Raw genomic sequence first — 21,799 nt, 5'->3', positions numbered from 1 at the left:
TTGAACGCCAATGCTAGACTCGCCCCCATTGTCTTCACGAGGTATTCCCATGAGCGAGCCGATTCGTCTGACCCAATACAGCCACGGCGCTGGCTGTGGCTGCAAAATTTCGCCGCAAGTGCTGGAGGTGATTCTGGCCGGCAGTGGCGCGCAGAACCTCGACCCCAGGCTCTGGGTCGGCAACGCCTCGCGCGATGACGCAGCGGTGTACGCGATCGACGAAGAACGCGGCGTGGTCTCGACCACCGACTTCTTTATGCCGATCGTCGACGACCCGTTCGATTTCGGCCGCATCGCCGCCACCAATGCCATCAGCGATATCTACGCCATGGGCGGTGATCCGCTGATGGCGATTGCGATCCTCGGCTGGCCGGTGAATGTGCTGGCGCCGGAGATTGCCCGGGAAGTGATTCGCGGCGGACGTTCGGTGTGTGACGAGGCGGGCATTCCGTTGGCCGGTGGGCACTCCATCGACGCGCCGGAGCCGATCTTCGGCCTGGCGGTGACCGGACTGGTAGAAAAACGCCACATGAAGCGCAACGACACCGCCACCGCCGGTTGCCTGCTTTACCTCACCAAACCGCTGGGCATCGGCATCCTCACCACCGCCGAGAAGAAGGGCAAGTTGCGCACGGCCGACATTGGCCTGGCTCGCGACTGGATGTGCACCCTGAACAAACCCGGCAGTCGTTTCGGCAAGCTCGACGGCGTGACGGCGATGACCGACGTCACTGGCTTCGGCTTACTCGGGCACCTGGTGGAAATGGCCGATGGCAGCCACGTCACCGCGCGCATCGAATACAACCGTGTGCCACGTCTGCCGGGTGTCGAGTATTACCTCGATCAAGGCTGCGTGCCGGGCGGCACCTTGCGCAATTTCGACAGCTACGCCAGCAAGGTCGGGCGTGTGCAGGAATTGCATAAGCGAGTGCTGTGCGATCCGCAAACCAGCGGTGGCCTGCTGGTTGCCGTCACGCCCGAAGGCAACGAGCAGTTCCTCCGCGTGGCCGCCGAACTGGGCCTGTCCCTTGAGCCAATCGGTGAGCTGGTTGAGCGACAGACCCACGCGGTCGAGGTGTATTGATGTCAATCGACTTCACCGATTACCGCGACATCTTTCTCAACGACCGACCGATGTTGGATTCTCGCGCGCCGGTCGAATTCCACAAGGGCGCGTTCCCCGGTGTGGTCAATCTGCCGCTGATGAATGACACCGAGCGTCAGCGGATCGGCACCTGCTACAAGCAACACGGCCAGCAAGCGGCGATCATCCTCGGGCATCAACTGGTGTCTGGCGAGATCAAGGCCGAACGCATTCAGGCCTGGGCCGATTTTGCCCGTGCGCATCCCGAGGGGTATTTGTATTGTTTTCGCGGCGGTTTGCGTTCGCAGATCGTCCAGCAGTGGCTCAAGGACGAGGCCGGTATCGACTACCCGCGCGTCGGCGGCGGCTACAAGGCCATGCGCAGCTTCTTGCTGGACACGGTCGATCAGGCCGTTGCCCAGTGTGACTTCGTGTTGCTGGGCGGCATGACCGGCACCGGCAAGACCGAGGTGCTCACGCAGCTGCGCAACGGCCTGGACCTCGAAGGTCACGCCAATCATCGCGGTTCCAGCTTCGGCAAACGCGCCAAAGGCCAACCTTCCAATATCGACTTTGAAAACCGCCTGGCGGTCGACGTGCTGAAGAAGCGCGCCCATGGCATCGAGCAGTTTGTGCTGGAAGACGAGAGCCGCGCGATCGGCAGTTGCGCGTTGCCCTTGCCGCTGTTTCAAGGCATGCAGCAGTATCCGATGGTCTGGCTGGAAGACAGCCTGGAAGGGCGGATCGAACGGATCTTGCGCGATTACGTCGTGGACTTGTGTTCGGAGTTTATCGGCGTGCACGGCGATGAAGGGTTTGCGCTGTTTTCCGAGCGCTTGCTGGAAAGCTTGAACAACGTTCAGAAGCGCCTGGGCGGTGAACGGCACCGGCGGCTCTTGATCTTGATGGAGGACGCGCTGGCCGAGCAGGCCAACAGCGGGACGGTGGATTTGCACCGGGGCTGGATCGAAGGGTTGCTGCGTGAGTATTACGACCCGATGTATGCGTTTCAGCGGGAAAAGAAGGGCGCGCGGATTGAGTTTGCCGGGGAGAAGGGCGCGGTTCTTGAGTACCTGCGCGAGCGGCAGATCAACCGATAGTGATATGTTGGTTTTTCTGGCCCCATCGCGAGCAGGCTCGCTCCCACACGGGATCTGTGTCGCACCGGAGATCCAATGTGGGAGCGAGCCTGCTCGCGATAGGGCCCAGACAGGCGCTATAAACTTTAATGCCTGGAGGGTATCGACAGCTTACGTCGGACACGTCTCCCGCCCATTATCCAGCCCTTGCTTGTAGCTATGGCTCTGCAGACTGGCCTTGCCGTTATGCCAGGTCAGCGTGAGCACAAACAGCGAGTCGTAGTCGCTGGATTCCCAGTCTTCGGTGATCTTTTGTTTCTTGCCGACCGCATCTCCCGCGACCTTGTTGATCAGCTCGGGCAAGTAACCGTGGGACCAGGCGGTGTAGATGACCGAGTTGTGGTACTTGTCGTGGAGCAACTCATCGGCGAGGTCGCTGGTGTCGTTGGCTGAAAAGTTGATGTTCACCGGCAAGCCGAGCTTGATCGCGCTGGGGCTGATGGTCATCAGGGGGCGAATGTAGCTGTAGGAATTATCCAGTTCGCCTTCCTCGACATTACGTGTCGGGTTAGCCGCAAATACGTAATTGGCCTTGCCGAATTTTTCCGGCAGCAAGGTTGCCAGATCAATGGCGCGGTTCAGGCCCTGGCAGTTGAGCTGGCCCAGGCCGCCCTCGGGTTTTTCCGCGTGACGCAGGAAGACCAGGGTCTGCGTGCCGTCTGCCGGTTGGGCGCGGCTCTCGCTGGACTCCAGGGAAAGGAATAACGCGCTCACCGCCAGCAGGGAGGGCAGGACGACATACGCACGTTGCTTGAAGCGATTGGCAAATTTCAAAAGGTTCATCATTTGAATAGGTGATCTTCAGCGCATTCGGTTAAGGCTGACAAACCTTTACACCACGAGCTCCCAGCATCGGGTGTTTTCCATGTCGTTGGGCCGGTCCGTTTCCGAAAGGGCAGTTCTCAGAGTCCTCTGACGCCCATTTGGTTCGATTCCGGCGAGTGCGCCGCAATGTACCGGTAACCTTGCATGGGTTGGAGCAGAGGTTATCGACAGGATGTTGCGGATTTATGGACACGGTACACGTAGAGGCGCCACAGAAAGACTGCAATGTTTTGATCTTGTTCATCAGCAAGATTGATACGCAAAAGACCCGTCTCCTCCTTTATGATCAGCGCTTACTGTTCCCTGTGGATGCTTCCCATGACCGATCTGTCCGCGTTCCCGATTACCCGAAAATGGCCGGCCCACTACCCGGACTGGATCCAGCTCTACTCCTTGCCGACCCCCAATGGCGTCAAGGTGTCGATCATGCTCGAAGAGATCGGTCTGCCTTACGAACCCCATCGCGTGGGCTTCGACACCAACGATCAGATGTCCCCCGAGTTTCTGTCGCTGAACCCCAACAACAAGATCCCGGCGATCCTCGATCCCCACGGCCCTGATGACAAACCGCTGCCTTTGTTCGAATCCGGGGCGATCCTGATTTACCTCGCCGACAAGAGCGGTCAGTTGTTGGCGCAGGAGTCGGCGGCGCGGTACGAGACGATCCAGTGGCTGATGTTCCAGATGGGCGGCATCGGGCCGATGTTTGGCCAGCTCGGGTTTTTCAACAAATTTGCTGGCAAGGATTACGAGGACAAACGTCCGCGTGACCGCTACGTCGACGAAAGCAAACGCCTGCTTAAAGTGCTGGATGGCCGTCTGCAAGGGCGCGACTGGATCATGGGTGATCGCTATACGATCGCCGACATCGCGACCTTTCCGTGGGTGCGTAACCTCATCGGCTTCTATGAGGCTGGCGATCTGGTGGGCATCAAGGATTTCCCCAATGTCACACGCGTGCTGGAACGCTTCCTGGTGCGGCCGGCGGTGATACGCGGGCTGGAAATTCCCAAGTAAATCTCTTCGACTCTCTCAAGACCAAGGCAGGCAATGAGCTCATTCGATTTCAAGCAAGTGGATGTCTTCAGCCGGGTTGCACTCAAGGGCAATCCGTTGGCAGTCGTGTTCGGCGCAGACAGGCTCAGCGATGAACGCATGGCGGCGTTCGCGACCTGGACCAACCTCAGCGAAACCACGTTCATCCTCGAACCGCGCGACCCTCGCGCCGACTATCGGGTACGGATCTTCACCACCCTCAACGAGTTGCCGTTCGCCGGTCACCCGACCTTGGGCACCTGCCATGCATGGCTTGAGGCCGGTGGCGTGCCCAAGGGCGAGGAGATCATTCAGGAGTGCGGCGTCGGTCTGGTGCGGGTGCGCAGGCAAGGCGCGGAGCTGGCCTTTCTCGCGCCGCCACTGATCAAGACAGGGCCGGTGGACGCCGATGTGGTTGAACGCGTGCGCCGTGGACTGCGGCTGGAGCCAGGCGCGATTGTCCGGACCCAATGGGTCGATAACGGTGCCGGCTGGCTGGCGGTGATGGTCGAGGACCGCCGGCAGGTGCTGGATTTGCAGCCGGATCATTCACAGATGCTGGGCCTCGCCGTCGGTGTGATCGCGCCATGGCACCCCGAGCGCGATGGCAATGACGCGCAGTTTGAAGTGCGCGCGTTCATCTCGGGCGATGGCATGCCGGAAGACCCGGCCACCGGCAGTTTGAACGCCGGGATTGCGCAGTGGTTGCTTGCCGAAGGTCTGGCGCCGGCGTCCTACGTGGTCAGCCAGGGCCTGACCATGGGCCGCGCCGGGCGCATTCAGGTGGAGCAGGTGGGGGATGAGATCTGGATTGGCGGGTCCGTGGTCACCTGCATAAACGGCACCCTGACGCTTTAATCGGAAGCATAACCCCCTGTAGCAGCTGTCGAGCACCGCGAGGCAGCGTTCGGCTGCGTAGCAGCCGTAGAACCTGCAAACGCGTTCTGCCTGACAGACCGCCGACGCAGCCTCGCGCTGCTCGACAGCTGCTACGGAGCTTTGCGTTGCAGGGGATTATTGCCGGACCGGTAACGGTTTGTTATGCGTCTGAGGTTTGTGCCCCACCCCTCGCAGGGCATAAGCTTCGCCCCCTACGACTTCCGTCTCGACCTCCGTTTTTCAGGAACCCCCTCATGTCCAGTCAGTTCCCCGAAGCACGTCCACGCCGTCTGCGCCGCAACGCGAGCCTGCGCAGCCTGTTCCAGGAAACCGAGTTCAGTCTGAACGACCTGGTGTTGCCGATTTTCGTCGAGGAAGAAATCGAGGACTTCGTGCCGATCAAAAGCATGCCCGGCGTGGTGCGCATTCCAGAGTCGAAACTGGCTGGCGAGATCGAGCGTTATGCCCGTGCCGGGATCAAGTCGGTGATGACGTTCGGCGTCTCCCATCACCTGGACAGCAGCGGCAGCGACACCTGGAGCGACAACGGCCTGGTGTCGCGCATGTCGCGCATTGCCAAGGACGCAGTGCCGGAGATGATCGTGATGTCCGACACCTGCTTCTGCGAATACACCGACCACGGCCACTGTGGTGTGATGCACAACCACGAAGTCGACAACGACCAGACCCTGATCAACCTCGGCAAACAAGCCGTGGCGGCGGCCCGTGCCGGTGCGGATGTGATTGCCCCGTCAGCCGCCATGGACGGGCAGGTCCAGGCCATTCGTCGGGCGCTCGACCAAGCCGGTTTCACCCAGACCGCGATCATTGCCTATTCGACCAAATTCGCTTCCGCGCTCTACGGTCCGTTCCGTGAAGCCGGCGGCAGCGCGCTCAAGGGCGACCGCAAAAGCTACCAGATGAACCCGATGAACCGCCGCGAAGCGGTGCGCGAGTCCCTGATGGACGAGCAGGAAGGCGCCGATGCGCTGATGGTCAAACCGGCCGGCGCGTACCTGGACATCATCCGCGACATTCGCGAAGTGTCGCGTTTGCCGCTGTCGGCGTATCAGGTCAGCGGCGAGTACGCGATGATCAAATTCGCCGCACAGGCCGGGGCGATTGATGAGGATCGCGTGGTGCGTGAAAGCCTTGGCGCGATCAAGCGGGCGGGGGCGGATTTGATCTTCACTTACTTTGCGATGGACTTGGCCCTGGCCGGGATCTAAACCCACCACATTTTATTTGTGGTGGTCTCAGGGGCTGCCGAAAAACGGCCGGATCCCATGCTCCTTGAAATACCGCTCAATCACCTTGGGATCGGCCGAGTTGTCGGCAATCGCCACATACGTATCCGGCCGCAACAGATAAAACCCGTTACGCCCCAACCCCGCCGCTTCAAACGCCGGCCGCCAGTCGAACACGTGCAACGGCAGGTGATGCTCGTGGCACCAGGCGATCATTTCGTCGCTGGTGTCGCCATACACATGCACCTGCCAGGTCAGACACGTCAGCGATTCGAAATTGTCCCCCTCACCGTCGTGCGCCCAGGGCAGGCGATCGCCGCCATGAACATGGCCGGAGACACCCTTGCTCAAGGCTGTCCCACGATAGTTAAGGGTGATCTGCGACACCGTGCGAAACAGAAACTCCCGGGACGTTTCGAATGAGGCCATTTTGGGGATCAGGAACGGCGCCAGACGGGTGCGCAGCAAATCGGCCATGCGCCCTTCGGCGGTGACGAAGGTGAACACCCGGTCGGTGGTGGCCACCAGTTTGCGGGCAAAGGCGATGCGTTCGGTTTCGTAGGTGTCGAGCAGCGTGGCCGTGGCGCCGCCGCTCAAGACGGCCGCCAGTTTCCAGGCCAGGTTGATGGCATCGCCGATCCCGGTGTTCATGCCCTGGCCGCCCGCCGGGCTGTGGACGTGGGCCGCGTCGCCCAATAAAAATGCGCGACCGCTGCGAAAGTGATCTGCCACCCGATGATGCACACGATAAGTCGAGAACCAGTTCACCTGATCAATCTGCACCTTCAGGTGTTCGATGGCCCGACTGCTGACGTCGGCAAACCCGAGGGATTCCGCCCGGTCGGCGCGTTCGTCGCCCACGGTGCCGATCAAGCGGGCGCGGCCTTCACCGGCTAATGGAAACACCGCGAGAAAATCCGCTTCGTCCAGGTCCAGGTGCAGTTCGCCGTTGAGCGTCGGGCCTTGCGCCTGCACATCGGCGACATAGAAAATCTGCTGGTAGGTGCCGCCGGGAAAACCAGTGTCGAGGGTCTTGCGCACGATTGACCGGGCGCCGTCGCATCCCGCCAGATAACACGCCTGGCAGATTTCCTGCTGGCCGTCGGGCAGGCGCAGCCGTGCGCTGATGCCATCGCCGGTTTCCTCAAAACCCTCCAGTTCGGTGTTGCGTTCGACATTGATGCCGAACCCTTCCAGGCGTTCAATCAGCAGCTGTTCGTGTTCGTCCTGAGGGAACATCTCGAGAAACGCATAAGGCGTCAGCCCCTCACCGATGCCGGTCAATGGCAAGCGCGCTACGGGTTCGCCCTTGACCCAGAAATTCGCCGCGTCCACTCGGTGACCTTTCTGTACCACGGCATTGCTGAGGTCGAGCTGACGATAAAGCTCCAGCGTCCGCGCCTGAACCGCCAGCGCCCGAGACGTGGTGCCGGCCGCCGACGTTTTGTCGATAATCCGTACCCGAATCCCCAGTTTGCTCAACCACAGCGCCAATACCAACCCGGTCGGGCCGGCGCCCACGACCAGCACGTCGCTACGGTTCATGAGCCTGTCCTCCTCGGTGTGTGGCACAAGTATGGTCCAGCCCGGGGATATGAAAAGACTGGCTGCCCAACGGGAAAGCCTCCCCAACCGTGAAGTTGCGGGGAGATACAGGGCAAGGGGAACAGGGGATGGCGGCAGGAGTCATAGCCTGCACCATGCCATTGATCGTATGGTTAACCCGGTTCAGCGGATTTGATGGAGCACCATGCAAGCCAATCGATTGATCATGAGTGTCGCGGCGCTGCTGGTGCTGGCGGGTTGCGGCACCCAGCGCACTCAGGAGTTGCCGGCCCGCAAACCCGCCGAGGTCAAGGCCGAGATCGTGCGCCTGCTGCCGGCCAAAACCGTTGACCGCCAAGGCTGGGCCACAGACATCTACGCCGCCTTTGCCGCGCAGAACATCTATCCCTCCACGCAAAACCTTTGTTCGGTACTCGCGGTCACCGAGCAAGAGTCGACCTTCCAGGTCGACCCACCCGTGCCGGGCCTGGGCAAGATCGCCCGCGAAGAGATTGACCGTCGTGCTGCCAAAGTCCATATCCCCAGCCTGCTGGTCAGCGGTGCATTGCAGGTCAGTTCATCCAACGGCAAAAGCTACAGCGACCGACTGAATGCGGCGCGCAGCGAAAAGGAGCTCAGCGCGATTTTCGATGACTTCATCGGCATGGTGCCCATGGGGCGGACCTTGTTTGGAGGGTTCAACCCGGTGCACACCGGTGGGCCGATGCAGGTCAGCATCGATTTCGCCGAGCAGCAGGCGCGCAATTATCCGTATCCGATGGAGGGCTCGATCCGTCGTGAAGTGTTCAGCCGTCGCGGCGGCATGTATTTCGGCATTGCTCACTTGCTCGGGTACCCGGTGAGCTACAAACAGCCGCTGTATCGCTTCGCCGATTTCAATGCCGGCTGGTACGCCAGCCGCAATGCGGCGTTTCAGAACGCGGTGAGTCGTGCCTCAGGCATTCCTCTGGCGCTGGATGGCGATCTGGTGCGATACGACGCAATCATGCCGGGCACCACGGAATTGGCAGTGCGCAGCCTTGGCAAGCAGTTGGGCATGCGTAACACGACCATTAGAGATCAATTGGAGGAGGGCAAAAACCTGCAGTTCGAGGACACCCAACTCTATGCACGGGTGTTCGACCTGGCCGAGAAGGCGGAAGGTCGGCCGTTGCCTCGTGCAGTGTTGCCGGGAATCGTGCTGCAAAGCCCGAAAATCACCCGCAAACTCACGACCGCGTGGTTCGCCAAGCGGGTTGATGAGCGCTACCAGCGATGCATGGCGCGGGCGGGAAGTGACCTATCGCAAAAAACAGGCGTAAAAAAACCCGGCTGATGAGGCCGGGTTTTTCATTGAGTCCCGCGGTAAAACCATTCATTTATGCAGCGCGGCTTTCGATCAGACGGTCGGAACCACCTTCAGCAACGCGGTTCTCGATCAGACGGTCGGAACCACCTTCAGCAACGCGGTTTTCGATCAGACGGTCGGAACCACCTTCGGCAACGCGGTTTTCGATCAGACGGTCGGAACCACCTTCGGCAACGCGGTTTTCGATCAGACGGTCGGAACCACCTTCGGCGACGCGGTTTTCGATCAGACGATCCGAGCCACCCTCAGCCACACGACTTTCAATCAGACGGTCGGAACCACCTTCGGCGACGCGGTTTTCGATCAGACGATCCGAGCCACCCTCAGCCACACGACTTTCAATCAGACGATCCGAGCCGCCTTCAGCGACAACCGGGTGAGCAGAAGAAGCGGCGAAAGCGTTAACTGCAAAAACCGAGAAAGCGATGCTGAGAAGGATTTGGCGTTTCATGATTTTGTGCTCCGGGGTGTAGTTGTTTTGGTATGGAGCCGATCTTACGCCGCGGATTTTTTATGAGAACTTCATTGAGTTGATGGTGAACATCGACGGCAATGATAGGTAGCGCGACACCCCCCATGGGGGCGTGATGGTTCAGTCGTCGGATGGCCGCGGCAAGGTTGATCGGCGCTTCTACACTGGTTATCTGGCGCGTGCCTTTGCCTTCGAGGAATCGATCATGAATGCCAGTTCCTATGCCCCCGCTCACACCGGCCTGCTGCTGGTGGACCCTTACAACGACTTCCTCAGCGAAGGCGGCAAACTCCACGGCCGCGCTCAACCGGTGGCCGACAGCGTCGGCACGCTGGCCAATCTGAAAACCGTGGTAACGGCTGCTCGCAAGGCTGGCATCCAGGTTTTCTACGTTCCACATCACCGCGCCGAGCCCGATGAACTGGCGCGCTGGAAGCACCCCAGCCCCTATCAACAAGGTGCCAGCCATGCGCAAGTATTTGCCGCCGGAACCTGGGGCGGGGAGTTGCACCCGGACTTCCAGCCCGAGGCCGGTGACGTGATCGTCAAGGAGCACTGGGGTGGCAGTGGTTTCGCCAACACTGATCTGGACTTTCTGCTCAAACAACACGGAATCGACAAGGTCGTGGTGGTGGGGATGCTTGCCAATACCTGCATCGAAAGCACCTCCAGATTCGCCGCCGAACTGGGCTATCACGTCACGCTGGTGCGCGACGCCACGGCCGCTTTCAGTGCCGAGGCCATGCACGCGGCGCATGAAATCAACGGGCCGACCTATGCCCACTCGATTGTCACGACGGAGGAGTTGATCGCTGCGCTCGGTTGATCGCGGTCATATGACTTTCACTGCCCGACCGATGAATTGAATCGGCCCGGTCGGCTTGCCGATCGGTGAGCCCTGCGGATTTTCCAGGGTCAGTTCAAATAGCTGGTTGGGTTGCAGTGGCGGCAGTTTGTCGAGCGGGATCGACAGCGTCTGTCCCGGTTTGACCAACCCCAGTGACACCGGCCCTTGCCAGCCATCGGCTTTGGTCCAGAACTCGAGCGCCTTGTCAGCCGGGACCTCAACGACACCTAGCGGAATCAGCTGGATTTCCCTCGGGTTGCTGGCCTGGATCACCCAGCCGGGTGCTTTGTCCTGAGGACCGACCAACACCACCAGGTAGGTAGGCTTGACGGTGGTTTGCGTCAGCATCAATGCGCCAAGCAGCAACGTGGCAGCCAGCCCCGCCCCGGCGAGCCCGCGCCAGAGCGGCAACAGATTCCACCAGGATAAAGACTGAGCCGCGCTGAGCTTGGGTGGCCGAGTCACGTTGTTCACGCTGCGCTCGATACGCTGCCAAAGGTGTGGTGACGGCGCGTGAGGTCCGGCCAGGTCGGTCAGGCCGAGCAGGCGACGCTCCCAGGCGTCCACGGCGGTCCGTAACTCAGGTTCGTCGCGCAGGCGCTGCTGGACCTGGGTGCGGAGTTCTGCCGACAGTGTGCCCAACACATATTCGCTGGCCAGTTCGTCGAGTGCTTCCGGGGTTTCATTCGTCGGCTTGCTGATCATCCCATGCACTCCCGCAATGCCGTCAGGCTACGCTTGATCCAGGCTTTGACGGTGCCCAGTGGGGTGCCGAGTTTGTGTGAGATTTCAGCGTGAGAATAGCCGTCGACGTAGGCATGCAGGATACAGGCGCGCCTTGCAGGCTCCAGTTGTTCCAGGCATTGATGAATGCGCCCGGAATGAGCCTGAGCATCGTATGTCGCCGTATCGTCCACCCCATCGAACTCGCCTTGAATCTCGCGGTTATTGTCACGGATGAAATTCAGTGCCAGATGTCGCGTCAAACTGTACATCCAGCCCCGTGCCGATCCTCGCGCCGGGTCGAACTGCGCGGCGCCGTTCCATATCTTGATGAAGGCATCGTGGACGATGTCTTCCGCCAGGGCAGTGTCACGCACCAGGCGTTTGGCAACGCCCAGCAGGCGCGGACTCTCCTGCACATACAAATCACGCAGGGCCTGACGTTCACCGCGGGCGCAGGCGGCGATGTGGGCTTCGTAATCGAAAAGAGTTTCGGGCAAGGACACTGATCTCAGCCGTCAATAATGGGCAGCAGCCCCGGGCCATAGGACCGGGGCCAGTGCTGAGCAGCGTAGACCAATTTTCCGCAGGCCTGGTTTCAGTTGGCCGCCCAGAAAATGTAATCCGCCTGATACTTCACCACTTCTTGCTTGCCCTTGTTGGCCGTCGAACATTCAGTGCTCGGGGCCACGCCACCTTTTAGGGCGACGCGCTGGATGTAGCTGACGCCCGTCATTGCACCTTTGCCTTCGGCCGGGTTGGCCTTCACCAATTGATAGGGCAGGTTGCCCGGACTCGAAGGTGCGACCGCCAGCTGGGTGCCGGTGACTTTCGAGCCATCCTTCGCTTGCCAGGTGGCAGGTGGCCCGAAGTAGGTGCCGACCTGTTTGCCGTTGTGATCATTGAGTACCGCTTTGGGCCCGACAAAGAACCATTCGGTCTGGCCGGCGGCATTGGCCTTGTCACGGCATTCGTAAGTGATCTCGCCGACACCGGTGGTTTCCAGGGCGACCTTGTGCCCGTCCGGGACCTTGATGCTGTCGGGCAGACCTGACTGGGCGTAGGCCATGGGGCCCGCGACGAACAAACCGGCAAGGCAAATCAGCTGTTTGGCGTTCATGAATAGCTCTCCGTAAATGAGTAATCTGCTCGGCAGCTTCAGGAGCTGCTACAGGTACTACCCATCGGAAAGCGATTTGGATGCAGTGGCTAAAAAATAAATTTTCCAGCATGGTCAGCGTCAGATGCTACAAAGAGACACTCTTGAAGGGGGGTGCTTATGTACCAGCTCTACGGACACCAGAACTCCGGCGCCGCCGCGATAGAGGCCGCCCTCGAACTCTGTGAAATCCCTTTTCGTTTCATCGACGTCGAGTCGTCTGCGGAGGCCGCCAAAGCCCTGGAGAAGCTCAACCCGCTCAAGCAGATTCCCACCTTGCAACTGCCCGATGGCAGCATCCTCACCGAAAGCGCGGCGATCCTGATTCATCTGGGGCTCACGTTTCCCGAGTCGAACCTGCTGTCGAACACGCCCGCCGAGCGTGATCAGGCGATCCGGGGCCTGGTGTACATCGTCAGCAATTGCTACGCGGCCATCGGCATCATCGATTACCCCGAGCGCTGGCTGGTCGAGGCGGATCAATCGGCCATGGAAAACCTCATGGCCGGCGCCCGTCGACGGTTGCACTGGAGTTGGGAGGTGTTTGCCGATCAGTTCTCGGGCGAGTTGTATCTGGACGACGAGACGCCAGGTGCACTGGATGTGCTGGCGGCGGTGGTGACGCGGTGGGCGGGCAGTCGCGAGCATCTGCGCAATGCCCGGCCCGGTTTTTATGCCTGGCTGACGCGAATCGACCGGCACCCGACGCTGGCACCGGTCTTCGCTCGGCATTGGCCGACCTGAGAGCACCACAAATCAAATGTGGGAGCGAACCTGCTCGCGATGGCGGTGGATCAGTCAATACAAGTGCTGACTGACACACCGCCTCCGCGAGCAGGCTCGCTCCCACAGGGGAACTGCGTAATTTCAGAGTCACTCGCCGCGGATGTACTGCTCCAGCTGGCGAATCAATTCAGCCTGTTCGGCGATGGCTTCCTTGACCAGGTCGCCAATCGACAGCAAGCCAATCAACGTACCGTTTTCCACCACCGGCAAGTGCCGCAAGCGTTTGTCGGACATGATGCTCATGCAGGTTTCGACGGTTTGATGGGTATCCACGGTGATGACCGGCGACACCATGATGTCTTCGACCGGCGTACCGACGGAGGAGCGGCCCTTGAGCACGAGTTTGCGCGCGTAGTCACGCTCGCTGATGATGCCCACGACCTCGCCATTCTTCACGACCGGTAATGCGCCGACGTTTTTCGCGGCCATGACCATCAGCGCCTCCAGCACCATTTGATGAGGGGCAATGATGTGGACTTCATGATTCTGTTCAGCCTTTAACTTCAGCAGTTGGGCGACGGTTTTCATGGTGGCTTCTCAGGTGTTGTCGTTGTTATTGAAGAATCGTAGACCCAGGCGCCGAGGGCAAGGCGGAAAGCGGCAGATAACGCGCAAAAAACGTCATTCGGCGGTTTTTCTTGCATCAACCTCACGCACCAGCTCGATAAACGCTCGCAATCCGGCGGGAACGTGACGATTGGCCGGGTAGTAAAGGCAGAGGCCGGGGTAGGGCGGCGTCCAGTCTTGCAGCACACGAATCAACTGCCCGCTGGCGATTTCATCGGCAATCGAGAGTTCGCTGGTGCAGGCCAGCCCAACGCCCTGAAGCGCGGCCTCGACGATCAACTGATGGCTGTCGAGGGTCAGCGGGCCGTTAACGTCGATGACCTGCGGCTGGCCACGCTTCTGGAACTCCCAGCGGTAAATCGCGCCGCTGGCAAAGCGTGTGCGGATGCAGCTGTGCCGGGCCAGATCGGCTGGTGTTTCGGGTTTGGGGTGGCTGGCGAAATAACCGGGCGAGCCGACCACCGCAAATCGCAGCGGCGGGCTGCAAGGCACGGCGATCATGTCCAGCGGCACGCTATCGGCGAGGCGGATACCGGCGTCGAAGCCGTCGGCAACGATGTCTACCAGCGCGGTGTCGGTGACGATGTCCAGGCGCATGTCGGGATAGCGTTTGAGAAACTCCACCACCACCGGCGTCATGATCATCTGCACCGCGGCTTCGGTGGCGTTGATTCGCAGGGTGCCGCTGGGGGTGTCGCGAAACTGGTTCACCGCTTCCATCGCTGCCGAGATTTCACGCAGCGCCGGACGCACCCGGGCCAGAAACTGCTCGCCGGCCTCGGACAGGGACACGCTGCGAGTGGTGCGATTGAACAAACGCACGCCCATACGCTGCTCCAAAGCGGCGATGGCGTGGCTCATTGCCGAGGGCGACATGCCCAGTTCATCGGCCGCGCGGCGGAAACTGCGGTGGGTCGATACGGCGACCACCGCGTTGAGCTCGAGCAATCCCATCTTCTGCATTGTGCCGATTCCTGCATCAGTTCATCCCATATTAGCCCGATTGTTTGAAGGGTGGCTGGCGCCTACCTTGGCCACTGATTCACCACGGACGTGTAGGCGCAGCCTTCGGCAGTTCCTACAGGGATTTATTTCCAATCGAGAGTTTCACATGACCCAGACCGTACTCATTACCGGCGCCTCAACAGGCTTCGGCAAATCCGCCGCACAACTGTTCGCAGCCCAAGGCTGGAACGTCATCGCAACCCTGCGCAATCCCGATGTCGGTGCAGACCTCAAAGCGCTTGAAAACGTGCTGGTCACCCATCTCGACGTACAAGACCCGGCCAGCATCGACACTGCCATCGCCGCCGGTATCGACCGCTTTGGCCAGATCGATGTACTGGTCAACAACGCCGGTTTCGGCCTGTTCGGTGTGTTCGAGGGTACATCCCGCGAGAAAATCCGTGAGCAGTTCGATGTCAACGTCTTCGGCGTAATGGACGTGACCCGGGCGATCCTGCCGCACTTGCGTCAGCGTCAGGCCGGGGTGATCATCAATGTCAGCTCCGGCGCCGGGGTGTTTGGTTTGCCGATGATTTCCGCGTACAACGCCAGCAAATTTGCCCTGGAAGGGTTCTCCGAGTCGCTGTCCTATGAACTGGCTGCGCTGGGCATTGTGGTGAAAATCGTCGAGCCGGGCGGGGTGATCAGCACCGGGTTTGGTGCGCGGTCGGCGACGGAGGCGGCGCAGCTTTCTACGCCGGGGGATTACGACCCCTTTGTCGGTGCGGCGCTCAAAGTGTTTGAAGGGTTGCGGGGGGAGCGGTTGGCTACTTCCGAGGACGTGGCGCAGGTCATCATCGATGCGGCGAGTGATGGGACAGATCGATTGCGGTATGTGGCGACGCAGGATATTGAGCCGCTGGTGAAGGCGCGGCGGGAGACGTCGGAGGTTGAGTACATGGAAATGATGCGTGGGAAGTTTTCAACAAATACCCGCTGATCTCTGGCCTGACTCAACCCCGTGGGAGCGAACCTGCTCGCGATAGCGGTTTAACATTCAACAATGATGTTGGCTGTGAGTCCGTCGCCGCGATCAGGCTCGCTCCCACAGTAAGCTCGCTCGCCACAGAGATCGTATTTCTGCTATCCCCCGCGATGACGCGTAGAATTGCCGCCTGAATCAGATCTTGAGGTTGCAGTGGTGGATTTACAGCAGGGTTTCGTCCTGACCCGGCATTGGCGCGACACCCCGGGCGGTACGCAAGTCGAGTTCTGGCTGGCGACCGACACCGGTCCCCAGCGTATCCGTCTGCCTCATCAACCGTCGGTGGCGTTCATCCCGGCTGCCCAGCGCGAGCAGGCCGAGACTGTTTTGCTCGGCGAAAAAAACGTCGAGCTGCGACCACTGGCCCTGCAGGATTTCGAGCACCGCCCGGTGCTCGGCCTGTATTGCCAGCAGCACGGTCAGTTGATGCGCCTGGAAACCGCACTGCGTAAAGCAGGCGTCGAGATGTTCGAAGCCGACGTGCGCCCGCCAGAACGCTACATGATGGAGCGCTTCATCACCGCGCCAGTGCTGTTCGGCGGCACGCCAGGCGCCGAAGGCCTGTTGCTCGACGCACAGATGAAACCCGCTCCCGACTACCGGCCCAACCTCCGGCTGGTGTCCCTGGACATCGAAACCACGGCTCAGGGCGAGTTGTATTCCATTGCCCTGGAAGGCTGCGGCGAGCGTCAGGTCTACATGCTTGGCCCGCCGAATGGCGACGACCGCGCGGTGGATTTCCAGCTCGACTACTGCGACTCCCGAACCGCGCTGCTGAAAAAGCTCAACGAATGGTTCGCCCGCCATGACCCCGACGCGATCATCGGCTGGAACGTCGTGCAGTTCGACCTGCGCGTGCTGCACCAACACGCCCGACAGCTGGGCGTACCGCTGAAACTGGGGCGTGGCGGCGAAGAAATGCAGTGGCGCGAACACGGTAGTCGCAATCATTACTTCGCCTCGGCCGCCGGCCGGTTGATCATCGACGGCATCGAATCGCTGCGCTCGGCGACCTGGAGCTTCCCCTCGTTCAGCCTGGAAAACGTCGCGCAAACCCTGCTCGGCGAGGGCAAGGCGATCAGCACGCCATACCAGCGCATGGACGAAATCAACCGCATGTTCGCCGAGGACAAACCGGCGCTCGCCACTTACAACCTCAAGGACTGCGAGTTGGTGACGCGGATTTTCGCCAAGACCGAGCTGTTGACCTTTCTGCTGGAACGCGCCAGCGTCACCGGGTTGCCGGCGGACCGCAGCGGCGGGTCGGTGGCGGCGTTCACCCACCTTTACGTGCCGCTGATGCACCGCCAGGGTTTCGTGGCGCCGAATCTGGGCAACAAGCCTGCGCAAGCCAGCCCCGGCGGTTTTGTCATGGACTCGCAACCCGGGTTGTACGAGTCGGTACTGGTGCTCGACTACAAAAGCCTCTATCCGTCGATTATTCGCACCTTCCTGATTGATCCGGTCGGGCTGATCGAAGGCTTGCAGCATCCCGATGACAGCGAGTCCGTGCCGGGTTTCCGCGGTGCGCGTTTTTCAAGAACCCGGCATTGCCTGCCTGCCATCGTCGCCCGGGTAGCCGAAGGCCGCGAGACCGCCAAGCGCGAACACAATGCGCCGTTGTCCCAAGCGCTGAAGATCATCATGAACGCCTTCTATGGGGTGCTCGGTTCCAGCGGCTGCCGCTTCTTCGATACGCGTCTGGCGTCGTCCATCACCTTGCGCGGCCACGAGATCATGCTGCGCACCCGGCAGTTGATCGAAGCCCAGGGTCACACGGTGATTTACGGCGACACCGATTCGACGTTCGTCTGGCTGCGTCGCGCTCACGGCCAGGAAGAAGCCGCGCAGATCGGCCGCGCGCTGGTGGACCACGTCAACCAATGGTGGCGCGAGCATGTGCAACAGGAATACGGGCTGGAAAGCGCCCTGGAATTGCAGTTCGAGACCCACTACAAACGCTTTCTGATGCCGACCATTCGTGGCGCCGAGGAGGGCAGCAAGAAGCGTTACGCGGGGCTGGTCACCCGCGCCGATGGCACTGACGAAATGGTCTACAAGGGCCTGGAAACCGTGCGCACCGACTGGTCGCCGCTGGCCCGGCAATTTCAGCAGGAGCTGTACTCACGGATTTTCCATCGCCAGCCCTATCAGGATTACGTGCGCGACTACGTGCGCAAAACCCTGGCTGGCGAGTTCGACGACCGACTGATTTACCGCAAGCGCCTGCGCCGTACCCTGGATGACTATGAACGCAACGTGCCGCCCCACGTCCGTGCGGCACGGATCGCCGATGACTACAACGACCAGCAGGGCCGCCCACAGCAATACCAGAACGGCGGCTGGATCAGTTACGTGATCACCGTCGCCGGGCCTGAGCCACTGGAGATTCGCAGCGCGTCCATCGACTATGACCATTACGTCACGCGGCAACTGCAGCCGGTGGCGGATGCGATTCTGCCCTTCGTGGACGACGACTTCTCAACCTTGATTGGTGGGCAACTGGGCCTGTTTTGAGTCCAGCAGCAACAGCGTCCAGTCGTCCAGAATGCCGTGGAAGTACTGATCCAGTGCCTGGTTGAAAAGGTTGCCTTTGGGTGCAACCTGGGCGAACAGCGTCATCGACGAGTGAAACTTGAGATCATCGGGATGGCCGAATATGCCTGCAATCGAGCTCTTTTCGATGTTCAGCACCAGTTGCGTACAGCTACACAATCGTGAACCCAGCAGCGGATGATTCAGGTAAGCAACGGCTTCCTCGACGGAGCGAATGGCAAAGTGCCGGGACATCTCGCTCCCGCCCAACCCGGCGAACTGCGGAAAGATGAACCACATCCAGTGACTGCGTTTGTGGCCTGCATGCAGTTCTTCCTGAACCCGATTGAACACCGGGTCTTGAGCCAGGATAAAGCGTGGCAAATTAAAGTCGTCGAGCTGATCAGTGCTTCTCATGCAGAAGCCCTCTGACAGAACCGCGATGGCTTAGACCATGGCCAACCGGTGCTTGCGTTGTGGCGCGTGAAACGCGTGGTCCAGCGCCTTCAGGTCCTCGTCTTCGAGCCGCAATTGTGCGGCCTGCGCATTCAGTTGCACATGTTCAGGTCTGACCGCTTTGGGAATGGCGATCACGCCTGTCTGTCGCAGTATCCATGCCAGTGCTACCTGAGCCGGCGTCACGGCGTGACGGGCGGCAATCTGCTTGAGCGCCGGATGCGCCAGCATCGTTCCTCCCTGACCGATGGGACAGTATGCCATCAACGGCTGCTGATGCTGTTTGCACCAGGGCAGCAGATCAAATTCGATGCCGCGCTCTTCCAGGTTGTATAGCACCTGGTTGGTGGCGCAGGCTGGTGAGTTCAATTCCTGTAGATCGTCGACGTCGAAATTGGACACGCCCCAACGGCCGATCTTGCCGTCTTCACGCAGCCGTTCGAAGGCTTCGACGGTTTCCTCGAGCGGATACTGACCGCGCCAATGCAGCAGGTATAAATCGATGTAATCGGTGTTCAAGCGCCGCAGGCTGCGTTCGCAGGCCTGGGGAATGCCTTTGCGGCTGGCGTTGTGCGGGTAGACCTTGCTGACCAGAAAGACCTTGTCGCGCAGGCCTGTAATGGCTTCACCCACCACTTCCTCCGCGCCGCCTTCGGCGTACATCTCGGCGGTGTCGATCAGGGTCATGCCCAACTCGATGCCCAGGCGCAGCGCGGCGACTTCCTTGCTGTGTTGCGAGGGATCTTCTCCCATGCGCCAGGTGCCTTGGCCGATGACCGGAACCTTGATGCCGGCCAGTTCGAGGGTCCGCATGAAAACCTCCATTTTCGAATCGATAAATACTCTTAGGTTGGCAGCAGAATACCTCGGTGGTTCCGTAGACGTGTAGGAGCCCTGTGGCGAGGGGATAAATCCCTTCGCCACACAAGCCCGCTCCCACAGGTGGTGCAGGCTCGGCAGTTGCTACAACGTGTGATGCCGGAGGTTAGTCGGCCGAGAACTTCAACACAGTGTGCTGGGTATAGGTCTTGCTCGGGTCAAGTCGGGTGGACGGGAAATTCGGCTGGTTCGGCGAGTCCGGGTAGTGCTGGGTCTCCAGGGTAAACGCGCCCCAATGCGGATAAACCTTGCCGCCCTTGCCCTTGACCGTGCCGTCGAGGAAGTTGCTGGTGTAGAACTGCACGCCGGGTTCAGTGGTGTAGAGCTGCAAGCGGCGTCCGGAGAGTGGGTCGCTGACAGCGGCAGCCAGTTTGCCCACGTCACCCTTGGCGTCCAGAGCCCAGTTGAAATCGAATCCACCCTGTTTCGGCTCGGCGAATTTCAGTTGCGGGTGATCGGCCTTGATGTTTTTGCCGATGGCGGTGGGCTGTGTGAAGTCCATCGGCGTACCGGCGACCGGGGCCAGTTCGCCGGTCGGTATCAGCTTGGCGGTGACTGGCGTGTAATGGGTCGAATGCAGGGTGACGAGCTGTTTCAGCACATCCCCGTTGCCCGCGCCGGCGAGGTTGAAATAGCTGTGGTTGGTCAGGTTCAGTACGGTCGGTTTATCCGTGCTGGCCTTGTAGTCGATGCGTAACTCATTGTTCTCGGTGAGGCTGTAAGTGACCTCGGTTTTGAGGTTGCCGGGGAAGCCCATTTCACCGTCGGCCGACAGATACGTCAGGGTCACACCCACCGAATCCTTGCTTTTGCTCGGCTGGGCTTTCCACACGTGCTTGTCAAAACCCTGCGGGCCGCCGTGCAGCGAGTTGGAACCGTCATTGAGCGGTACTTGATAGCGTTTGCCGTCCAGCTCGAACGCGCCGTTGGCCAGGCGATTGCCGAAACGCCCGATGGTCGCGCCAAAGTACGCCGTGCCACTCTGATAGCCCTGAACATCGTCAAAACCCAGCACTACGTCGTCGAGCTTGCCGTTTTTGTCCGGCACCTTCAGCGACTGCAAAATGCCGCCGTAGGTAATGATCGTGGCTTGCAGGCCATGGCTGTTGCGCAAGACGTATTGCTCGACGGGTGTGCCGTCGTTGGTCTTGCCGAACGCTTTGTGTTCGCTGGACAAGCCAGCTGCTTGAGTGGGGAGAGTGGCGATCATCAGGGACAGTCCGAGGCTGGAGAGCAGGTGTCGGGAGTGCAGCATGGTTGACCTTCCTTTTTGTTATTTTTGGTATTTAGTCATACTAGTTGGCGATTTTGATCGTCAGTCAAGGAAGGATTTATAGCTTATGTGCGAACTGTTGCAATAATAAAGTATGACTAATATGTCGCTGTTCGTTCTGGAGGCCAGCGTTTACGGACCATCGGCACTGCACTTTTTCAGGTTTGGCGGCTCTATCCTTGGCCAGCCTGCGGCGATCCCCACCGTCGGCCAATGCCCAAGTTCAAGCACCCATGGCTCGAGTTTTACCCTTCTTCACCTCATCAATACGTCGCCATTGCCTGCTGCTGGCCAGCCTGTCGATGCTCTTCGCCAGCGGTTGCAGCCAGCAACAGGGCAGCGACATCGTCAGCCAGTTCCGCGAAGGCACGCCACAGGAATTCCTCCAGACCAGCGTCGACCGAATGGCGACCCTGGCGATGCGCGACAACCTCGACAGCCTCTACTTGTTGATGAGCAAGCTCTACCTGCGTAACCCGGACGAGTTGAAAAAATCCGGCTTCCTCGACGCACGCACCGCCGGTAAACAAGTGCGCCTGGCCATCGAACAGCAACAGCCGCTGCCCACCCTCGGCGGCAAGAAAGACCTCGCGGCGCTGAGCTACGCCATGAGCCCGGAGTTCCTTGGCGACCGGGTCGGCGCTTTCATCTACGCCATCGGCAGCATGCTGGTCACCGCCCACGGCAATCGTCTCGAGTTCTACATGACCGATGCGATCAACCCGACCTTCGTCAGCAACGCTGCGCGCAACATCGAGAAAGCCACTTGGATTTTGAGTCAGCGGCAAAGTAAAAACGGTGAGCCCTTGCTGTTCTCCAACGAAATTTCGGAGGAGGGCAGCAATCTTAGTTTTGCCGTGGAGTTCGGCAAGATCGTTGCGCGACTGGACTTGCTGACGCAGATGCTGGACGAGCGCTATCGGCGGATCGGCCTGAACTACGCCCAGAGCTTGCTGTTCCTGAATTTCTTGCCGGTGCAGTAGATCAAC

Annotated in this window: 22 protein-coding genes; 11 read left to right on the top strand and 11 right to left on the bottom strand. The window is 60.2% G+C overall.

What is annotated here, in order from left to right; translation table 11 throughout:
- Window positions 1-49: 49 nt before the first annotated feature.
- Together selD and mnmH are read left to right on the top strand one after the other, a co-directional pair.
- Window positions 50-1,084 (top strand): selenide, water dikinase SelD, encoded by a 1,035-nt coding sequence (selD, locus tag ACA068_RS19575; RefSeq protein ID WP_497304091.1) that lies wholly within the window; start codon window positions 50-52, stop codon window positions 1,082-1,084.
- Window positions 1,084-2,184 carry a tRNA 2-selenouridine(34) synthase MnmH gene (gene mnmH, locus ACA068_RS19570; protein WP_497304089.1) on the top strand — a complete coding sequence of 367 codons (1,101 nt, stop codon included), beginning with the start codon at window positions 1,084-1,086 and terminating at the stop codon, window positions 2,182-2,184. Before selD ends, mnmH begins: the two co-directional genes overlap by 1 nt.
- A gap of 150 nt (window positions 2,185-2,334) precedes the next feature.
- Here the strand turns inward: mnmH and ACA068_RS19565 are convergent, their stop codons facing one another.
- Window positions 2,335-3,009 (bottom strand): histidine phosphatase family protein, encoded by a 675-nt coding sequence (locus ACA068_RS19565; RefSeq protein WP_109629191.1) that lies wholly within the window; start codon window positions 3,007-3,009, stop codon window positions 2,335-2,337.
- 357 nt (window positions 3,010-3,366) lie between these two features.
- Here ACA068_RS19565 and ACA068_RS19560 point away from each other — a divergent pair, with 357 nt between their 5' ends.
- The 3 genes from ACA068_RS19560 to hemB all read left to right on the top strand — a co-directional run bounded on the left by ACA068_RS19560 (window position 3,367) and on the right by hemB (window position 6,191).
- Window positions 3,367-4,065 carry a glutathione binding-like protein gene (locus tag ACA068_RS19560; protein ID WP_497304087.1) on the top strand — a complete coding sequence of 233 codons (699 nt, stop codon included), beginning with the start codon at window positions 3,367-3,369 and terminating at the stop codon, window positions 4,063-4,065.
- A 33-nt stretch (window positions 4,066-4,098) separates the two neighbouring features.
- On the top strand, window positions 4,099-4,941 hold the full coding sequence (locus tag ACA068_RS19555; RefSeq protein ID WP_497304085.1) for a PhzF family phenazine biosynthesis protein: 843 nt from the start codon (window positions 4,099-4,101) through the stop codon (window positions 4,939-4,941).
- Window positions 4,942-5,216: 275 nt separating this feature from the next.
- Window positions 5,217-6,191 carry a porphobilinogen synthase gene (hemB, locus tag ACA068_RS19550; protein ID WP_497304083.1) on the top strand — a complete coding sequence of 325 codons (975 nt, stop codon included), beginning with the start codon at window positions 5,217-5,219 and terminating at the stop codon, window positions 6,189-6,191.
- Window positions 6,192-6,218: 27 nt separating this feature from the next.
- On the opposite strand, the gene ACA068_RS19545 is transcribed toward hemB, so the two are convergent.
- A complete protein-coding gene (locus ACA068_RS19545; RefSeq protein WP_497304081.1) occupies window positions 6,219-7,754 on the bottom strand; it encodes an FAD-dependent oxidoreductase in 1,536 nt (511 codons plus the stop codon).
- Between the two features lie 205 nt (window positions 7,755-7,959).
- Between ACA068_RS19545 and ACA068_RS19540 the strand changes: the two genes are divergently transcribed.
- Complete coding sequence (locus tag ACA068_RS19540; protein ID WP_497304079.1) at window positions 7,960-9,090, top strand: DUF1615 domain-containing protein; 1,131 nt, start codon at window positions 7,960-7,962, stop codon at window positions 9,088-9,090.
- Window positions 9,091-9,133: 43 nt separating this feature from the next.
- Here the strand turns inward: ACA068_RS19540 and ACA068_RS19535 are convergent, their stop codons facing one another.
- A complete protein-coding gene (locus ACA068_RS19535; RefSeq protein WP_497304077.1) occupies window positions 9,134-9,574 on the bottom strand; it encodes a phage infection protein in 441 nt (146 codons plus the stop codon).
- A 226-nt stretch (window positions 9,575-9,800) separates the two neighbouring features.
- Here ACA068_RS19535 and ACA068_RS19530 point away from each other — a divergent pair, with 226 nt between their 5' ends.
- Window positions 9,801-10,421 carry a cysteine hydrolase family protein gene (locus ACA068_RS19530; RefSeq protein WP_497310629.1) on the top strand — a complete coding sequence of 207 codons (621 nt, stop codon included), beginning with the start codon at window positions 9,801-9,803 and terminating at the stop codon, window positions 10,419-10,421.
- Window positions 10,422-10,427: 6 nt separating this feature from the next.
- Here the strand turns inward: ACA068_RS19530 and ACA068_RS19525 are convergent, their stop codons facing one another.
- The 3 genes from ACA068_RS19525 to ACA068_RS19515 all read right to left on the bottom strand — a co-directional run bounded on the left by ACA068_RS19525 (window position 10,428) and on the right by ACA068_RS19515 (window position 12,285).
- Window positions 10,428-11,147, bottom strand: coding sequence for an anti-sigma factor (locus ACA068_RS19525; protein WP_497304076.1), 720 nt, complete (start codon window positions 11,145-11,147; stop codon window positions 10,428-10,430).
- Complete coding sequence (locus ACA068_RS19520; protein ID WP_497304075.1) at window positions 11,144-11,665, bottom strand: sigma-70 family RNA polymerase sigma factor; 522 nt, start codon at window positions 11,663-11,665, stop codon at window positions 11,144-11,146. The genes ACA068_RS19525 and ACA068_RS19520 overlap by 4 nt, the downstream gene beginning before the upstream one ends.
- Window positions 11,666-11,763: 98 nt before the next feature.
- The gene (locus ACA068_RS19515) at window positions 11,764-12,285 is read right to left on the bottom strand and encodes a DUF3455 domain-containing protein (RefSeq protein ID WP_497304074.1); all 522 of its coding nucleotides are present in this window, start codon (window positions 12,283-12,285) and stop codon (window positions 11,764-11,766) included.
- Between the two features lie 159 nt (window positions 12,286-12,444).
- Here ACA068_RS19515 and ACA068_RS19510 point away from each other — a divergent pair, with 159 nt between their 5' ends.
- The gene (locus ACA068_RS19510) at window positions 12,445-13,068 is read left to right on the top strand and encodes a glutathione S-transferase (protein ID WP_497304073.1); all 624 of its coding nucleotides are present in this window, start codon (window positions 12,445-12,447) and stop codon (window positions 13,066-13,068) included.
- A 129-nt stretch (window positions 13,069-13,197) separates the two neighbouring features.
- On the opposite strand, the gene ACA068_RS19505 is transcribed toward ACA068_RS19510, so the two are convergent.
- The gene (locus ACA068_RS19505) at window positions 13,198-13,638 is read right to left on the bottom strand and encodes a CBS domain-containing protein (protein ID WP_497304072.1); all 441 of its coding nucleotides are present in this window, start codon (window positions 13,636-13,638) and stop codon (window positions 13,198-13,200) included.
- 93 nt (window positions 13,639-13,731) lie between these two features.
- Window positions 13,732-14,640: a LysR family transcriptional regulator gene (locus ACA068_RS19500; protein ID WP_497304070.1), complete on the bottom strand. Its 909-nt coding sequence runs from the start codon at window positions 14,638-14,640 to the stop codon at window positions 13,732-13,734.
- 148 nt (window positions 14,641-14,788) lie between these two features.
- Here ACA068_RS19500 and ACA068_RS19495 point away from each other — a divergent pair, with 148 nt between their 5' ends.
- Complete coding sequence (locus ACA068_RS19495; RefSeq protein WP_497304068.1) at window positions 14,789-15,622, top strand: SDR family oxidoreductase; 834 nt, start codon at window positions 14,789-14,791, stop codon at window positions 15,620-15,622.
- Window positions 15,623-15,823: 201 nt separating this feature from the next.
- A complete protein-coding gene (locus ACA068_RS19490) occupies window positions 15,824-18,184 on the top strand; it encodes a DNA polymerase II (protein WP_497304066.1) in 2,361 nt (786 codons plus the stop codon).
- Here ACA068_RS19490 and ACA068_RS19485 read toward each other — a convergent pair.
- The 3 genes from ACA068_RS19485 to ACA068_RS19475 form a co-directional block, all read right to left on the bottom strand.
- Window positions 18,149-18,619: a DUF1810 domain-containing protein gene (locus tag ACA068_RS19485; RefSeq protein WP_497304064.1), complete on the bottom strand. Its 471-nt coding sequence runs from the start codon at window positions 18,617-18,619 to the stop codon at window positions 18,149-18,151. The genes ACA068_RS19490 and ACA068_RS19485 overlap by 36 nt on opposite strands.
- Before the next feature lie 30 nt (window positions 18,620-18,649).
- Window positions 18,650-19,471 carry an aldo/keto reductase gene (locus tag ACA068_RS19480; protein WP_497304062.1) on the bottom strand — a complete coding sequence of 274 codons (822 nt, stop codon included), beginning with the start codon at window positions 19,469-19,471 and terminating at the stop codon, window positions 18,650-18,652.
- 172 nt (window positions 19,472-19,643) lie between these two features.
- Window positions 19,644-20,792: an aldose epimerase family protein gene (locus ACA068_RS19475; RefSeq protein ID WP_497304060.1), complete on the bottom strand. Its 1,149-nt coding sequence runs from the start codon at window positions 20,790-20,792 to the stop codon at window positions 19,644-19,646.
- Window positions 20,793-21,043: 251 nt separating this feature from the next.
- Between ACA068_RS19475 and ACA068_RS19470 the strand changes: the two genes are divergently transcribed.
- On the top strand, window positions 21,044-21,793 hold the full coding sequence (locus ACA068_RS19470) for a hypothetical protein (protein WP_497304059.1): 750 nt from the start codon (window positions 21,044-21,046) through the stop codon (window positions 21,791-21,793).
- Window positions 21,794-21,799 lie beyond the last annotated feature (6 nt).

The organism is Pseudomonas sp. LBUM1660, assembly GCF_059695935.1.
The sequence above is the reverse complement of the archived record's forward strand: the minus strand, read 5'-3'. Positions and strand labels throughout refer to the sequence as shown.

Bases quoted from the DNA above. Each gene is read 5' to 3' on its own strand.
- selD (WP_497304091.1), top strand. From the start codon at position 50: ATGAGCGAGCCGATTCGTCTGACCCAATACAGCCACGGCGCTGGCTGT.
- mnmH (WP_497304089.1), top strand. From the start codon at position 1,084: ATGTCAATCGACTTCACCGATTACCGCGACATCTTTCTCAACGACCGA.
- ACA068_RS19565 (WP_109629191.1), bottom strand. From the start codon at position 3,009: ATGATGAACCTTTTGAAATTTGCCAATCGCTTCAAGCAACGTGCGTAT.
- ACA068_RS19560 (WP_497304087.1), top strand. From the start codon at position 3,367: ATGACCGATCTGTCCGCGTTCCCGATTACCCGAAAATGGCCGGCCCAC.
- ACA068_RS19555 (WP_497304085.1), top strand. From the start codon at position 4,099: ATGAGCTCATTCGATTTCAAGCAAGTGGATGTCTTCAGCCGGGTTGCA.
- hemB (WP_497304083.1), top strand. From the start codon at position 5,217: ATGTCCAGTCAGTTCCCCGAAGCACGTCCACGCCGTCTGCGCCGCAAC.
- ACA068_RS19545 (WP_497304081.1), bottom strand. From the start codon at position 7,754: ATGAACCGTAGCGACGTGCTGGTCGTGGGCGCCGGCCCGACCGGGTTG.
- ACA068_RS19540 (WP_497304079.1), top strand. From the start codon at position 7,960: ATGCAAGCCAATCGATTGATCATGAGTGTCGCGGCGCTGCTGGTGCTG.
- ACA068_RS19535 (WP_497304077.1), bottom strand. From the start codon at position 9,574: ATGAAACGCCAAATCCTTCTCAGCATCGCTTTCTCGGTTTTTGCAGTT.
- ACA068_RS19530 (WP_497310629.1), top strand. From the start codon at position 9,801: ATGAATGCCAGTTCCTATGCCCCCGCTCACACCGGCCTGCTGCTGGTG.
- ACA068_RS19525 (WP_497304076.1), bottom strand. From the start codon at position 11,147: ATGATCAGCAAGCCGACGAATGAAACCCCGGAAGCACTCGACGAACTG.
- ACA068_RS19515 (WP_497304074.1), bottom strand. From the start codon at position 12,285: ATGAACGCCAAACAGCTGATTTGCCTTGCCGGTTTGTTCGTCGCGGGC.
- ACA068_RS19510 (WP_497304073.1), top strand. From the start codon at position 12,445: ATGTACCAGCTCTACGGACACCAGAACTCCGGCGCCGCCGCGATAGAG.
- ACA068_RS19505 (WP_497304072.1), bottom strand. From the start codon at position 13,638: ATGAAAACCGTCGCCCAACTGCTGAAGTTAAAGGCTGAACAGAATCAT.
- ACA068_RS19500 (WP_497304070.1), bottom strand. From the start codon at position 14,640: ATGCAGAAGATGGGATTGCTCGAGCTCAACGCGGTGGTCGCCGTATCG.
- ACA068_RS19495 (WP_497304068.1), top strand. From the start codon at position 14,789: ATGACCCAGACCGTACTCATTACCGGCGCCTCAACAGGCTTCGGCAAA.
- ACA068_RS19485 (WP_497304064.1), bottom strand. From the start codon at position 18,619: ATGAGAAGCACTGATCAGCTCGACGACTTTAATTTGCCACGCTTTATC.
- ACA068_RS19480 (WP_497304062.1), bottom strand. From the start codon at position 19,471: ATGCGGACCCTCGAACTGGCCGGCATCAAGGTTCCGGTCATCGGCCAA.
- ACA068_RS19475 (WP_497304060.1), bottom strand. From the start codon at position 20,792: ATGCTGCACTCCCGACACCTGCTCTCCAGCCTCGGACTGTCCCTGATG.
- ACA068_RS19470 (WP_497304059.1), top strand. From the start codon at position 21,044: ATGGCTCGAGTTTTACCCTTCTTCACCTCATCAATACGTCGCCATTGC.